Below are 14224 nucleotides of genomic sequence, written 5' to 3'. Positions count from 1 at the left end.
GTTGAAGGTGAAGACGGGGCGGTTTCTGCAGGGGTGCCGCCGTTATCCGACCCTGATGATAGTTCGCAAAACGAGCCGATCAACCGCATTGCATGACAAAATCGATCCGGGTCGATCCTGAAATATCTTTTCGATGACTGGCGGGGAAGAAATTGCGTCGACGTGCGGGCAAGATCGCTCACTAGGCGCAAAGCGACCGCGACGTCGGCGACAACAGTGCGACATCGATACTCCGCCAGCACCGGCTGTCCATCCATGGATAAATCTCCGCCGTCCAGATCGGATTCTGCCGCAATCGATGCTGGTAGGCGGCTGCACCGCTTTGATCCGCGTGAGCTTCAAACCAGACGAACACCGTTTCTCCCTCGCGCACCGGCAGGCGGGGAAAACCGTTCCTGCTTCGCTCGGTCATAAACACCGCCTCGATCCGCGCACCGGCGGCCAACATGGCCGGCATCGCCCTGTCGCGGAAAAATTCCGAAAAATCTTCTTCCGTTCCGGGCGCGAGCGAACAGATGTTTACGACGATCAGCCCTTGTGCTTCCGCGCGCTCCGCCTCTTTCTCCCGTGGCAGGTTATGCGCAAACGGAAGAACGCCGGCCGCCGGCTTCAGCAGCAGGACATTGTCCGAGTTCAGCATTGTCGCGTTGGCGGCCGGTCCATGCTCCTTCCACACCGGCCCCGAATAGAAGGATTCGAGCGAATCTGTTCTGGCGTCCATGTTCTTGAAGGAGCGAACCCACACAAAACAATCGGGATCGCCGAGATCGCGAAACTCCCCTTCGACGCGCATGCCCAACGCCTCCTGGGGCTCAACGAACTCGCGATCAAACAGGCGGATCAATGCCTCTCTGCGCTCGGTAAGAAGCCGATAGCGGCGAAGCTCGAATATGATGTGAGGGTCCATGGTTTTTCCTGACAGGTCGATCATCCTGTTTTATCACAGGACAATTGACCTGTTTTGTCAAGCTGCTAGAGTGAGGGTCGATTTCACGTGAGACACAATGATCGAAAACAAGAGAACCAATGACCCCGAAGGCGTGCGCCGCCGGATCATCGATGCCGCCTATGACGCCTTTGTCACGCAGGGTTATCTCGCGACCGGCATGCTGGAGCTGCGCGAGCGGGCTTTCGTGTCCGGCGGCGCGATGGCGCATCATTTCCCTGCAAAGCGCGACCTCGGACTTGCAGTCATCCGTGATCGCGTCGCTGCCGCCGTTCGGCAGACATGGATCGAGCCGCTGCGCAGATGTGCGGATGCGCCAACCGCCATAGACCTGATTTTTGAAGCCTTCATCGGTGAACTGACGCAAAAGGACCGGGTCTCCGGTTGCCCGCTCAACAATATGGCAATGGAAGTTTCCCAGTTTGACGCCGAAATGCGGGCGCTTACCAGTGCCGTGTTCGGAGACTGGCACGAAGCGCTCTCCGCCAAGTTTGCAGCAGATATGGAAGAAAAACGCGCCGTCGGGATCAATCCAGGTAGAATCGCAACGCTTGTCATTGCCGCCTATTCCGGCGCCATGACGATGGCAAAGACAAGCCAGGATGTCGGCCCGCTCCGCGACTGCCGCGCCGAACTGGCGGCGCTGCTGGCGGCGAACTACAGTCGACCTTGACCGGTGAATCGAGGCGAGCCGATTTCGCCGGAAAAATCAGACTGTGCAGCCGGAATGGACAAGTGGATGAATGGCGGAGAGGGTGGGATTTGAACCCACGATACCCTTGCAGGTATGCCGCATTTCGAGTGCGGTGCATTCGACCACTCTGCCACCTCTCCGCGGTCTTGGTCGGCGCTTGTTCGGCGCGGGCGTTCTCATAACGGGCATATGACAGGTTGGCAAGCCGAAATCTCAAGCTTTTCCATCCTTTTGCCTTGACACCTTTCCGTCACTCGCGTATCCCGCATCCGCAATAGGAGTGGAGTAGTCCGCCCCTTGCCCGCCTCGCGCTCGCGCGGGGTTTCACCGGCAGACCAGAATTCCGGGCTAGTTCCCTGAAATCCCTGCTCAACTTCGACTGATAAAAAGACAGCCACCTGCTTGGCGGGGAGCGCTGGAACGAACATGAAAGGATAAAAAATGTTCGCAGTCATCAAGACCGGCGGTAAGCAGTACCGTGTGGCAGCCAACGACGTGCTGACCATCGAGAAGCTTGAAGCATCCGCTGGCGATTCCATTGAATTCACCGAAGTCCTCGTGATCGGCGAAGGCGCCGACGCGGCGATCGGTGCGCCCTTCGTAGCCGGCGCCTCCGTCAAGGCGGAAGTCGTCGACCAGACCCGCGGCAAGAAGGTCATCGCCTTCAAGAAGCGCCGTCGTCAGAATTCGAAGCGTTCGCGCGGCCATCGCCAGCATCACACGGTCGTCCGTATCACGGACATCGTGGCTGCCAAGTAAGATCAACGGGTTTCAGGTTTAAAGGAGAACTCCAATGGCACATAAAAAAGCTGGCGGTTCCTCGCGCAACGGTCGCGATTCCGAATCCAAGCGCCTTGGCGTGAAGAAGTTCGGCGGCGAAGCCGTCATCGCAGGCAACATCATCGTGCGTCAGCGCGGTACGCAGTGGCATCCCGGTTCCAACGTTGGCCTCGGCAAGGATCACACGATCTTTGCACTTACCGCCGGCAATGTGGACTACCGAACGAAGGCCAACGGTCGCGTCTACGTGTCTGTCATGCCGAAAGCGGAAGCAGCGGAATAAGCCGGTAGCGCTCAAAAACAGCCGGCGTCTCATCGACCCGGCTGACCGTACCAGGTTCAGTCCAGAAAACAGGGGAGATGGGGCGCCATCTCCCCTTTTTCTTTGTCCAAACAGGAGGACTGAACATGCAAGGCGAATTGATAAGGGTAGACCAATCACGGTCTTCCCGGGAAGACCAGCGGTCTTCCAAGGAACGGCTGAGGCCGGAGCGGTTAAGGACCGATTGCCCTGTCTTGTTATCGGAAAGGCTCGTCATGCGCGCGCCCCACGAAGAAGACATCGACGCCCTTGCCCATCTCGCCAACAACGCCAAAGTCGCCACCATGGTATCGCGTATGCCGCACCCCTATACCGCCAATGATGCCGCCGACTTTGTTTGGCGTTCGCGAAATGGCGAGATTGGCAAGTGCGTCTATGCCATCACCAAAGCCGAAAACGGCGCCTTCATGGGGTGCTGCGGCGTGGAACCGCATAGCGACGGCAAGACCGTCGAGATCGGTTACTGGCTGGGTGAGCCCTATTGGAACCAGGGCTACACCACCGAGGCCTGCCATGCCCTCGTCGATATGGTGTTCCGGACGCGGCAGGACGTCGACCAGATCGACGCCCGTTGCCGGGTGATGAACGTCGCCTCGCGGCGTGTCATCCAGAAGTGCGGTTTCCAGTTCCAGGGTTCGGGGCTTGCCGCCTCGCTGGCGCTCGGCAGCAACGTGCCTGTGGAATGGTACAGGCTCGACCGCAAGACCTGGATGTCGCTGAGAAGCTGGGGGAACATCGCATGAGCACGACAGCACTGCAAAGGCCGGACACCAGGCCGATGATGCCCGGCCCCGCGCCGGTCATCCCGACCGCCCGGCTGACGCTCCGCCCCCACCGGCTGAGCGACGCGCCCGCCATCGCGGAATCGCTGTCCGATTTCGCGGTGACGCGCATGCTTTCCCGCGTGCCCGCGCCGTTCGACCGGCAGGATGCGCTGGACTGGCTGATGCCGATCACGTCAGGCACCCTGCCGGACTGGTCGCTCGCGATAACAGGCAAGGACGATGTCCATGTCGGCACCGTCTCGATCGAGCTGCGCCACGGCCGCTGGCATCTCGGCTACTGGCTGAACCGCTACTACTGGCGGCGCGGCTATATGAGCGAGGCGGTGGCGGCGATCATCGAGCGCTTCTCGCGCCGTATGCCGGAGACGCCTGTTCATTCCGGCGTCTTCGCCGACAACCCGGCTTCGCTGCGGCTGCAGGAGAAGCTCGGTTTCCGCATGGCGGGTTGCGGCGAAATCTATTGTTTCGCCCGCAACACCATGGTGTCGCACATCGAAACCGTGCTGCAGCCGGGCGCGCTGCAGCCGCGCAAGGTGGCTTAGTCAAACAGGAGGCGCCGCCGGCTCGGCGGCGTCTTCGTCAATCGCCGATCTCGACCCAGACAGGAAAATGATCGGAGCCGAGGGATTGCGTGTCGATCCGCGCGGATTTCAACCGGCCCTCCAGGCCGCAACTGACGAAACAATAGTCAAGATGCATGCGTTTGCCGTGATCTGCCGGGTCCATCCAGCTGTAGCCTCCCGGACGATAAGCCCCGAGCGCCGCAAAGGCGTCGATCGGCGTGCCGATTCTGGCGACGCGGCCGTAATAGCCGCCGCCGGCGCCGGCAAGCGCACAATATTCCGGCGATTCCGGCTCCATGTTGAAGTCGCCCAAGATCATAAAGTCTTCTGGCAGCGGCAGCTCCGGCAGATCAAGCTCGCCACCGCCGGTCAGCGATCCGCCCTCCTCGACGAAGGCGTTGATACGCGCGTTCAAGAATTGCAGCTGGCGGATGCGCTCGTCGGCCGAGACATGGTCGAGATGCACGGAGTAGAGACGGATCGCGCCGCCCGGGAGGGCGATCAGCGCCTCGGTTGCGCCGCGCTGCAGGTTGATCTTGGCGATCGTCCGGCTGCGTGGCAGAAGCAGCGTCCGCGTCGACAGGATCGGCCAGCGCGACAGCACCATATTGCCGAACTGAAAACGCGTGCCGCGCGCCGGCTGCAGGCCGCCTTCACCCCCATCGATATGTATGTCGCAGGCCGGCCCATACGCCCAGAAATGGTCGGGAAACAAAGCGGCAATCTCGGCCACCATGTCGGCAAAACCGTTGCGCCAGAAACCGCGGGTCACCTCCTGCAGCGCGATGACATCGGCGCCTTCGAGGCTCCGGGCAATCCGCGCCAGATCGTATCGGCCGTCGAGACCGAAGCCGTACTGTATGTTATAGCTCACGAAATTCACGATAATCTTTGACCTCCGTCGGAACCGCCTATATCGAATGGGCCAAGACGGGCCGTCCAACTGCCACGGAATATTGGAAGTAAAATGAAATTTCTCGACGAAGCAAAGGTCTATATCCGATCCGGAGATGGCGGCGCGGGCAGCGTTTCCTTCCGGCGCGAGAAATTCATCGAGTTCGGCGGCCCCGATGGCGGTGACGGCGGACGCGGCGGTGATGTCTGGGTCGAGGCCGTCAACGGCCTCAACACGCTGATCGATTTCCGCTACCAGCAGCATTTCAAGGCGACGATCGGCACCCATGGCATGGGCCGCAACCGCACCGGCGCCAACGGCGGCGACGTGACGTTGAAGGTCCCGGTGGGAACCCAGATCTTCGAGGAAGACCGGGAAACGATGATCTGCGACCTGACCGAGGAAGGCCAGCGTTACTGCCTCGCCCATGGCGGCAATGGCGGCTTCGGCAACGCCCATTTCAAGACCTCGGTCAATCAGGCGCCGGATTGGGCCAATCCCGGCCTGCCCGGCGAGGAAAAAACCATCTGGCTGCGGCTGAAACTGATTGCCGATGCCGGCCTAGTCGGCCTGCCCAATGCCGGCAAGTCGACCTTCCTGGCATCGGTTACCCGCGCCCGGCCGAAGATCGCCAACTACCCCTTCACCACGCTGCACCCCAATCTCGGCGTTGCCACCATCGACGAGCGGGAGTTCATTCTTGCCGATATTCCGGGCCTGATCGAAGGCGCCCATGAAGGTGTCGGCATCGGCGACCGTTTCCTCGGCCATGTCGAGCGCACCCGCGTGCTGCTCCACCTCGTTTCCGCCCAGGAAGAAAAGGTCGGCAAGGCCTATAAGACGGTCAAACACGAGCTCGAAGCCTACGGCAACGAGTTGACCGACAAGGCCGAAATCGTGGCGCTGTCGCAGATCGACGTGCTCGACGAGGCCGAACTGAAGAAGAAGACGAAGGAACTGGCCAGGGCCTGCGGCAAGACCCCCTTCCAGATCTCGGCCGTTACCGGCAGGGGTATGACCGAGGTTCTGCGTGCACTGCGCGACATCATCGTCGAGAACAATGCCGAGGAGAAGCCGGCCAAGGCGCCGAAACTCCGGCATCGCGACATGGTCGTCAGTGAAGACGGCACGGACGAGGATGGGGCCGATGACCAGCCGTAAGCCGCTCGGCCGCTACCGCCGCATCGTCATCAAGATCGGCTCTGCCCTGCTGGTCGATCGCAAGGCCGGGCTGAAGAAGGCCTGGCTCGATGCCATGTGCGCCGATATATCAGGCCTGAAGGCCAAGGGTATCGACGTGCTCGTCGTTTCATCAGGAGCCATCGCGCTCGGCCGCTCGGTGCTCGACCTGCCCTCGGGGGCGCTGAAACTGGAGGAAAGCCAAGCCGCCGCCGCCGTCGGCCAGATCGCGCTGGCGCGCGCCTGGTCGGAGAGCCTGTCGCGCGACGAGATCGTCGCCGGCCAGATCCTGTTGACGCTCGGCGATACCGAGGAGCGCCGCCGCTATCTCAACGCGCGCGCCACCATCAATCAGCTGCTGAAGATCGGCGCCGTGCCTATTATCAACGAGAACGACACGGTCGCGACCAGCGAAATCCGCTATGGCGACAACGACCGGCTGGCCGCCCGCGTGGCGACGATGACCGGCGCCGACCTGCTCATCCTTCTCTCCGATATCGACGGCCTCTATACCGCGCCGCCGCATCTCGATCCGAATGCGACCTTCCTGGAGACGATCGCCGAAATCACCCCGGAGATCGAAGCGATGGCCGGCGGCGCCGCCTCCGAGCTTTCGCGCGGCGGCATGCGCACCAAGATCGATGCCGGCAAGATCGCGACGACATCGGGCTGCGCCATGATCATCGCCTCGGGCAAGACCGACAGCCCGCTCTCGGAAATCGAAAACGGCGCCCGTTCCTCCTGGTTCGCCCCCTCCGGAACGCCCGTCACCGCGCGCAAGACCTGGATCGCCGGTCAGTTGCAGCCGGCGGGCGAACTGCATGTCGATGACGGCGCCGTCACGGCGCTCGGCGCCGGCAAGAGCCTGCTTCCGGCCGGCGTGCGCAGTATTTCCGGCCTCTTCAGCCGCGGCGACACCGTGGCGATCATCGGCCCTGCAGGCCGCGAGATCGCCCGCGGCCTGGTAAGCTACGATGCCGAGGACGCCCGCCGCATCGCCGGCCGCAAATCGGCGGAGATCGCGGCCATTCTCGGTTATGCCGGGCGCGCCGCCATGGTCCATCGCGACGATATGGTGACGAACGCGCAGATCCGGTCGAAATCGGACAGGTTGAAGAAGGACGCGAGCTATGCTTGATACCGTTGCGCCGGGCCCTGACATTGATGCGCTGATGAACGACATCGGCCGCAAGGCGAAGGCATCAGCGCGACCGTTGGGCTTTGCCTCCACCGAGGCGAAGAACAAGGCCCTGAACGCCATGGCCGACGCGATCCTGGCGAACAAGGCGCATATCTTGGCCGAAAACGCCAAGGATCTCAAAGAAATCGAAGGCAGCGAAACGCTTGCCTCCTTCGTCGACCGGTTGACGCTGAACGAAAAGCGCATTGCCGAGATGGCCGAAGGAATCCGCGCCATCGCCGCCCTTGCCGATCCGGTCGGCGAAGTCATCGCCGCCTGGAACCGGCCGAACGGCCTGAAGATTGAGCGCGTCCGCACGCCGCTCGGCGTCATCGGCGTCATTTTCGAAAGCCGGCCGAACGTCACGGCCGATGCCGGCGCGCTCTGCCTCAAGGCAGGCAATGCGGTCATCCTGCGCTGCGGCTCGGATTCGCGCCGTTCATCGCATGCTATCCATGCCTGCATGGTCGAAGGCCTGAAGGCGGCGGGACTTCCGGAGCATGCGATCCAGCTCGTTCCGGTCACCGACCGCGCCGCCGTCGGCGCCATGCTGCGCGGCCTCGAGGGTGCAATCGACGTCATCGTGCCGCGCGGCGGCAAGAGCCTGGTAGCCCGCGTCCAGAGCGAAGCGCGCGTGCCGGTCTTCGCGCATCTCGAAGGCCTGTGCCACATCTATGTCGATGCATCGGCTGATATTGAGATGGCGAAGAAGATCGTCGTCAACGCCAAGATGCGCCGCACCGGCATCTGCGGGGCGGCCGAGACGCTGCTCGTCGATGGTGCTGCAGTCGGCACGCATCTGACGCCACTGCTTGAGGTGCTGACCGGCGCCGGCTGCGAGATCCGCGCTTCGGCGGCGGTGCTGAAGGTTGCGCCCGGCCTCAAGCCCGCGACGGAGGAGGACTGGTCGACCGAATATCTCGACGCGATCATCTCGGTCGCTGTGGTCGACGGCATATCGGGCGCGATCGCCCATATCCAGAAATATTCGTCCAACCACACCGAGGCCGTCATCGCCGAGGATCCTGCTGTCGTCGAACGTTTCTTTACCGAAGTCGATTCGGCGATCCTGCTGCACAACGCCTCGACCCAGTTCGCCGACGGCGGCGAGTTCGGCATGGGTGCGGAAATCGGCATCGCCACCGGCAAGATGCATGCCCGCGGCCCCGTCGGTGTCGAACAACTGACCTCCTTCAAATACCGGGTGCGCGGTGCCGGACAGACCCGACCCTGACGTGACGACGGATAAGCTAGACCGACGTTATCTCCGCATGCCGCACAGCGAGCGCGGCATGGTCGTCGGCCTGTTCGGCGGGTCGTTCAATCCGCCGCATGAGGGCCATGCGCTCGTCGCCGAAATTGCCATCAAGCGGCTCGGTCTCGACCAGCTCTGGTGGATGGTGACTCCCGGCAACCCGCTGAAAAGCCGCAATCTTCTCGCGCCGCTCGCCGAGCGCATTGCCGAAAGCGAGCGTGTCGCCGCCGATCCGCGCATCAAGGTCACGGCTTTCGAGCAGGCGCTCGGCGTCAGCTATACCGCTAACACGCTGGCCCGCATCAAGGCCCGCAATCCGCATGTACATTTCATCTGGATCATGGGCGCCGACAGCCTGCAGACCTTTCACAAATGGCAAAAATGGCAGGAGATCGCCCGCACCTTCCCGATCGCTGTAATCGACCGGCCGGGCGCCACACTCTCCTACCTCTCTTCGAAAATGACGCGGACCTTCGGTTTCGCGCGCATCGACGAAGACGACGCACGTGTTCTCTGGAAGAAGCCGGCACCGGCCTGGACTTTCATCCACGGCCCACGCTCCGGCCTGAGCTCGACGGCCATCCGCAACGGCGCATTGCCGGGCGCGGTCGGATAGCTGATCTTCAAGGAAATCCCGGAAACGAGAAAGCCCGACGGGGGAGGAGATCCGTCGGGCTTATAAACTCGATCGACAACTGGGAGGAGGAGTGTTGCCGATCCTGTCGAACGGCTATGGGAGGAGGAGAAAGCCGTTTCGATGAGTGTGTTGTACCATATTCCGCGGGAAGGTGAATATCATTTTGTGCAATGCAGCAATGCGGTCGATGCAATACTGCGGGTAACCAGCCTGGAATGCTGCCGCTTTTATCGGCAAGCCCCGCAAAACAGCATCTTTGCCCTGCGGTTACTCTGGCTGACCGATCGCATCCGCCGCGCACGGCAGCCAGCGAGTATCTTGTCCCAGAAAGCCATGCATCTCTTGATGAGGTAAGGCCGATTGGCCATCGCGGATATATTTTCCTGGATATATCCCTGGCCAAACCGTGAGTGTCGTTATATTCGTCGAAATATTTCGAACCCCTAGGGAGTGAAGCATGCAGAACGGCCGGCAATGGATGAACCTGGCAACCGCCGCGATCGCGGCTCTCTGGTTAGGTGCGGCAGCGCTACCGGCGCCGGCCGCAGCCGCTGAAAAACTGACCGTCTTTGCCGCGGCGAGCCTCAAGAACGCGCTCGACGCTGCCAATGCCGCCTGGACCAGGGAGAGCGGCAAGCAAACCGTCGCCTCCTATGCGGCGAGCGGGGCGCTTGCCAAGCAGATTGAAAACGCTGCCCCGGCCGATATCTTCATTTCGGCGGATCGCGATTGGATGGATTATCTCGCAGAGAAGAAGCTGATCAAAGCCGACAGCCGTTCGGACCTGCTCAGAAACCGGATCGTGCTCGTGGCCGAAAAGGACAAGGCTAAGCCGGTCGAGATCAAACAGGGTTTCGATCTCGCCGCTTTGCTCGGTGACGGCAGGCTTGCCATGGGTCAGCCGAAATCGGTTCCGGCAGGCAAATACGGCATGGCCGCACTCGAAAAACTCGGCGTCTGGACATCGGTCGAAAGCAAGGTCGCCGGTGCCGAAAGCGTGCGCGCCGCCCTCGCCCTGGTCTCCCGTGGCGAAGCGCCTTACGGCATCGTCTACCAGACCGACGCGGCGGCCGATAAGGGTGTCGCCATCGTCGGCACCTTCCCGGCCGACTCCCACCCGCCGATCATCTATCCGGTCGCGATTCTTGCCGAGAGCAAGAACCCGGATGCAGCTGCCTATCTCGATTTTCTGAAGTCAGACAAGGCAGCCGCTTTCTTCGCGGCGCAGGGTTTCACTATTCTGAAATAGTCGGCCAGCTAATGTTTCGTCATGCTCGGGCTTGTCCCGAGCACTGCAATTGGTTGATGTACAGCAGGTGTTAGGCACCAAGCCACGGCTGCCCCTCACCCTAACCCTCTCCCCGCTCGCAGGGAGAGGGGACGTGCCCTGCGAGACGTTAGCGAGGGACGGAGAGGTTGCGGCGATCCCCCTGCGCCCCGCGGGCGGCGAGAAGGTGCCGGCAGGCGGATGAGGGGCAGGCGTCGGATGATGCCGGATTTTCCAGGGAGACGACTGCAGTTGAACATATTCGGCCTGAGCGATGAGGAATGGACGGCGATCCTGCTCAGCCTGCGCGTGTCTATCGTCGCGATGCTGGCGAGCCTGCCCTTCGGCATCCTCGTTGCCCTGCTCTTGGCCCGCGGCCGTTTCTGGGGCAAGTCGGTGCTGAACGGCATCGTTCACCTGCCGCTGATCCTGCCCCCCGTCGTCACCGGTTTCCTTCTTCTCATCCTTTTCGGCCGCCGCGGTCCGATCGGCAGCCTGCTCGACCAGCATTTCGGCATCGTCTTCTCCTTCCGCTGGACGGGCGCCGCGCTTGCCTGCGCCGTCATGGCCTTTCCGCTGATGGTGCGCAGCATACGCCTGTCGATCGAGGCAGTTGACCGTAAGCTGGAGGAGGCGGCCGGAACGCTCGGCGCCGGCCCTGTCTGGATTTTCCTGACGATCACCCTGCCGCTGACCCTGCCCGGCATCATCACCGGCATGATCCTTTCCTTCGCCAAGGCGATGGGGGAATTCGGCGCGACGATCACCTTCGTCTCCAATATTCCCGGCGAGACCCAGACCCTGTCGTCCGCGATCTACACCTTTACCCAGGTGCCGGGCGGCGATGCCGGCGCGCTGCGGCTGACGCTGGTCGCCATCGTCATTTCCATGGCTGCCGTGCTCGCCTCCGAATTGCTCGCTCGTCTCGCCGGCCGAAGGATCGATCCGGAATGACCCTGATCGTCCAGGCAAAACAAAGACTAGGCGCCTTTTCGCTCGACGCGGCCTTCACCTCCGAAGGCGGTGTGACCGCATTGTTCGGCCGCTCCGGCTCCGGCAAGACCTCACTGATCCGCATCATTGCCGGTCTCGCCCGGCCGGATGAGGGCCGCGTCGCGCTTGACGGCGAAACCTTGACCGACACCGCAGCTGGGATCTTCGTCCCGAAACACCGCCGCCGTTTCGGTTATGTCTTCCAGGAGGCACGGCTGTTCCCGCATTTGAGCGTCCGCGCCAATCTTACCTACGGGCGCTGGTTCGCACCGAGGGCGGCACGCGGCGAGAGTTTCGATCATATCATCGACCTGCTCGGCATCGAGACGCTGTTGGAACGCAGCCCGACAAAACTTTCCGGCGGCGAAAGGCAGCGGGTCGCAATCGGCCGCGCCCTTCTCTCCTCACCCCGCCTGCTCTTGATGGACGAGCCGCTCGCCGCCCTCGACGAGGCGCGCAAGGCCGAGATCCTGCCCTATCTCGAGCGGTTGCGCGATGAGACCGAAATCCCGATCGTCTATGTCAGCCATGCGATTGCCGAGGTGGCGCGGCTGGCAAACCAGGTCGTAATCATGGACGACGGCAAAGTGGAGGCGACGGGTCCCGCCGTCGACATATTGAGCCATGCCTCTGCGGCCTCCGACCGCAAAGAGGCGGGCGCGCTGCTCGAAGGCACCGTCGAGAGCTTCGACGCGCGCCACCGCCTGTCGATCGTCGCCCTGAAATCCAACCGGCTGCATGTTCCCGGTACCGCCCTTGCATCAGGCAGATCGGTCCGCATCCGCATTCCTTCCCGCGATGTCATGCTGGCGACCGCAAGGCCCGAGGGCCTGAGCGCGCTGAACATTCTTGAAGGCAGAATCGAAGACATGGCGCCGGACGACGACGGAACGGTCGAAATCCGGCTCGATTGCGACGGCGACACCGTTCTCTCCCGCATCACCGCGCTTTCCTGCGAGCGCCTCGATCTCCGGCCCGGCAAGACCGTCTTCGCGATCATCAAAACGGTTGCCCTGGAAGGCTGATCAACCGTGCTCGCCAAGTGACATGCTCTTGGCTTCGAGCCAGGCGAGGTCCTCGGCAAGACTTGCGCGGAGGGTCTTTTCCATCCGGCGAAACCGCGCGAGCAATTCTTCGCCAAACGGCGTCAACGCCGCACCGCCGCCCTTCTGCCCGCCGCGTTGCGGCTCCACCACCTGTTCTGAGAACATCCGGTTCATCTCGCTGACGAGCAGCCAAGCTCGGCGATAGGACATGTCCATCGCCCGCCCGGCCGCCGAGATCGATCCGGTCGCGCGGATATGCTCCAGCAGCTCTATCTTGCCGTGACCGAGACGATGCTCATTCGGGAAGCTGATTCGCAGGACGGGAACAGGTGTTTTTGCGGCGGGGTCGGTCATCGAATCGAGAAATCGAGGAATTTGCCGCACTTTACGCCGCGGTACGGAAACTGTACACCGACCGCACAAGCAGCCCGAGCGGCAATATTCTTCAATTCGGACCCCAGATCGGATTTTCGACCGCTCTGTACCTTAGCACGTCTTGAAACATTAATGGTTTGATGCCTATCTTAACCATGATCCGGTCGTCATCGGATCTCGTGTTGTGCATGGTTTGTCATTCCAGGAAAGGGAAAAAACTGACAACAGTACACGCCAAGGGAAAAACGCTCGCCGTTGTCCCGAAGAGTGCGGAACGTGGCGCCGATGCCGCTGCCCGCGCCTTAGAAGCCGTCCTCACCAGCCTTGAGGACTCCAAAGCTGAAGATATCGTCACGATCGACATTGCCGGAAAATCGGCGCTTGGAGACTACATGGTGGTCGTCTCCGGCCGCTCGAACAGGCATGTCCTGGCGATCTCGGATCACCTGCTCACCGATCTCAAGGACGAAGGCTTCGGTACGGCCCGCGTCGAAGGTCAGGAGGGCGGCGACTGGATCCTGATCGACACCGGTGACATCATCGTGCATGTGTTCCGCCCCGAAATCCGCGAGTTCTACAACATCGAGAAGATGTGGGCGGCTCCGGATATGGATGAAGAAACACGGCACTGACAGGCGGGCCGGCATTGCCCGGCGCCTGAGATGCGGCATTTGACTGGCCGGAACACATGAGAAGCCGGCTGCGGTGCATCGTGTGCCTGAAATGCCGTCACGAGCAGGAGCGGGGAAATGCGAATTGGCCTTTTTGCGGTGGGACGGCTGAAGTCCGGCCCCGAAAAGGATCTTGTGGCCCGTTACCTCGATCGTTTTGCCAAGGCCGGCCCTGCGGTTGGGCTCGAATTCACCCGTGTTGCCGAAGTTGGCGAAAGCCGCGCCTCCAATGCAGAGACCCGCAAGCGCGACGAAGCGGCGATGCTTTCGAAATCACTGGCCGACGGCAGTGTTCTCATCCTCCTCGACGAACGCGGCAAGGCGCTCGACAGCGACGCCTTCGCAAACCTGCTCGGCAGCTACCGCGACCAGGGCAAACGTGAGCTGACGATCGCAATCGGCGGAGCCGACGGCCTCGATCCCGCCCTTTACGAGCGGGCCGACGCCACGCTTTGCTTGGGAAAAATGACCTGGCCGCACCAACTCGTGCGCACGCTGATCGCCGAGCAGCTCTATCGCGCCGTCACCATCTTGTCCGGCCACCCCTATCACCGCGTCTGACCATTCAGACTCGGTCCATGGCTTTGGCGATGCGTCGCATTGTCACGCAGCCGTGTTTTGCGCAGGCAGGCTTTC

17 protein-coding genes and 1 tRNA gene are annotated in these 14224 nt (G+C 62.0%); 14 read left to right on the top strand and 4 right to left on the bottom strand.

The window, feature by feature from the left end:
- Positions 1-181: 181 nt before the first annotated feature.
- A complete protein-coding gene (locus GGD53_RS06155; RefSeq protein ID WP_246717709.1) occupies positions 182-931 on the bottom strand; it encodes an NIPSNAP family protein in 750 nt (249 codons plus the stop codon).
- Positions 932-1004: 73 nt separating this feature from the next.
- Here GGD53_RS06155 and GGD53_RS06150 point away from each other — a divergent pair, with 73 nt between their 5' ends.
- Complete coding sequence (locus GGD53_RS06150) at positions 1005-1619, top strand: TetR/AcrR family transcriptional regulator (protein WP_184454546.1); 615 nt, start codon at positions 1005-1007, stop codon at positions 1617-1619.
- 71 nt (positions 1620-1690) lie between these two features.
- Here GGD53_RS06150 and GGD53_RS06145 read toward each other — a convergent pair.
- Positions 1691-1780: transfer RNA gene (locus GGD53_RS06145), tRNA-Ser, on the bottom strand.
- Between the two features lie 301 nt (positions 1781-2081).
- Between GGD53_RS06145 and rplU the strand changes: the two genes are divergently transcribed.
- The 4 genes from rplU to GGD53_RS06125 all read left to right on the top strand — a co-directional run bounded on the left by rplU (position 2082) and on the right by GGD53_RS06125 (position 4069).
- On the top strand, positions 2082-2399 hold the full coding sequence (gene rplU / locus GGD53_RS06140) for a 50S ribosomal protein L21 (protein WP_007824851.1): 318 nt from the start codon (positions 2082-2084) through the stop codon (positions 2397-2399).
- A gap of 34 nt (positions 2400-2433) precedes the next feature.
- Positions 2434-2703: a 50S ribosomal protein L27 gene (rpmA, locus tag GGD53_RS06135; RefSeq protein ID WP_004676172.1), complete on the top strand. Its 270-nt coding sequence runs from the start codon at positions 2434-2436 to the stop codon at positions 2701-2703.
- A gap of 125 nt (positions 2704-2828) precedes the next feature.
- Positions 2829-3485 carry a GNAT family N-acetyltransferase gene (locus tag GGD53_RS06130; RefSeq protein WP_011427247.1) on the top strand — a complete coding sequence of 219 codons (657 nt, stop codon included), beginning with the start codon at positions 2829-2831 and terminating at the stop codon, positions 3483-3485.
- Positions 3482-4069, top strand: a complete 588-nt coding sequence (locus GGD53_RS06125; RefSeq protein ID WP_184454544.1) for a GNAT family N-acetyltransferase — start codon at positions 3482-3484, stop codon at positions 4067-4069. Before GGD53_RS06130 ends, GGD53_RS06125 begins: the two co-directional genes overlap by 4 nt.
- Before the next feature lie 37 nt (positions 4070-4106).
- Here GGD53_RS06125 and GGD53_RS06120 read toward each other — a convergent pair whose 3' ends face one another.
- Positions 4107-4973: an endonuclease/exonuclease/phosphatase family protein gene (locus GGD53_RS06120; RefSeq protein WP_184454542.1), complete on the bottom strand. Its 867-nt coding sequence runs from the start codon at positions 4971-4973 to the stop codon at positions 4107-4109.
- Positions 4974-5057: 84 nt separating this feature from the next.
- Between GGD53_RS06120 and obgE the strand changes: the two genes are divergently transcribed.
- From obgE to modC, 7 genes are all read left to right on the top strand, one after another.
- Positions 5058-6146, top strand: a complete 1089-nt coding sequence (obgE, locus tag GGD53_RS06115; protein ID WP_184454540.1) for a GTPase ObgE — start codon at positions 5058-5060, stop codon at positions 6144-6146.
- Entirely contained in the window at positions 6133-7302 is a 1170-nt protein-coding gene (gene proB, locus GGD53_RS06110; protein ID WP_184454538.1) for a glutamate 5-kinase, read from the top strand. The genes obgE and proB overlap by 14 nt, the downstream gene beginning before the upstream one ends.
- On the top strand, positions 7295-8578 hold the full coding sequence (locus tag GGD53_RS06105; protein WP_184454536.1) for a glutamate-5-semialdehyde dehydrogenase: 1284 nt from the start codon (positions 7295-7297) through the stop codon (positions 8576-8578). Before proB ends, GGD53_RS06105 begins: the two co-directional genes overlap by 8 nt.
- Before the next feature lie 37 nt (positions 8579-8615).
- Positions 8616-9215: a nicotinate-nucleotide adenylyltransferase gene (locus tag GGD53_RS06100; RefSeq protein ID WP_210303103.1), complete on the top strand. Its 600-nt coding sequence runs from the start codon at positions 8616-8618 to the stop codon at positions 9213-9215.
- Positions 9216-9693: 478 nt separating this feature from the next.
- Entirely contained in the window at positions 9694-10485 is a 792-nt protein-coding gene (modA, locus tag GGD53_RS06095) for a molybdate ABC transporter substrate-binding protein (RefSeq protein ID WP_184454533.1), read from the top strand.
- A 270-nt stretch (positions 10486-10755) separates the two neighbouring features.
- Complete coding sequence (modB, locus tag GGD53_RS06090; RefSeq protein WP_184454531.1) at positions 10756-11457, top strand: molybdate ABC transporter permease subunit; 702 nt, start codon at positions 10756-10758, stop codon at positions 11455-11457.
- Positions 11454-12521, top strand: a complete 1068-nt coding sequence (gene modC, locus GGD53_RS06085; RefSeq protein ID WP_184454529.1) for a molybdenum ABC transporter ATP-binding protein — start codon at positions 11454-11456, stop codon at positions 12519-12521. The genes modB and modC overlap by 4 nt, the downstream gene beginning before the upstream one ends.
- Here the strand turns inward: modC and GGD53_RS06080 are convergent, their stop codons facing one another.
- Positions 12522-12896, bottom strand: coding sequence for a winged helix-turn-helix domain-containing protein (locus tag GGD53_RS06080; protein WP_184454528.1), 375 nt, complete (start codon positions 12894-12896; stop codon positions 12522-12524).
- Between the two features lie 209 nt (positions 12897-13105).
- Between GGD53_RS06080 and rsfS the strand changes: the two genes are divergently transcribed.
- Positions 13106-13549, top strand: a complete 444-nt coding sequence (gene rsfS / locus GGD53_RS06075; protein WP_085779863.1) for a ribosome silencing factor — start codon at positions 13106-13108, stop codon at positions 13547-13549.
- Positions 13550-13666: 117 nt separating this feature from the next.
- A complete protein-coding gene (gene rlmH, locus GGD53_RS06070; protein WP_184454527.1) occupies positions 13667-14149 on the top strand; it encodes a 23S rRNA (pseudouridine(1915)-N(3))-methyltransferase RlmH in 483 nt (160 codons plus the stop codon).
- Positions 14150-14224: the final 75 nt, after the last annotated feature.

The sequence above is a fragment of the Rhizobium aethiopicum genome, from assembly GCF_014197535.1.
In the GTDB taxonomy this organism is placed as follows: Bacteria; Pseudomonadota; Alphaproteobacteria; order Rhizobiales; family Rhizobiaceae; genus Rhizobium; species Rhizobium aethiopicum_A.
Note: the sequence above shows the minus strand (reverse complement) of the source record. Positions and strands in the feature narration are given on the sequence as shown.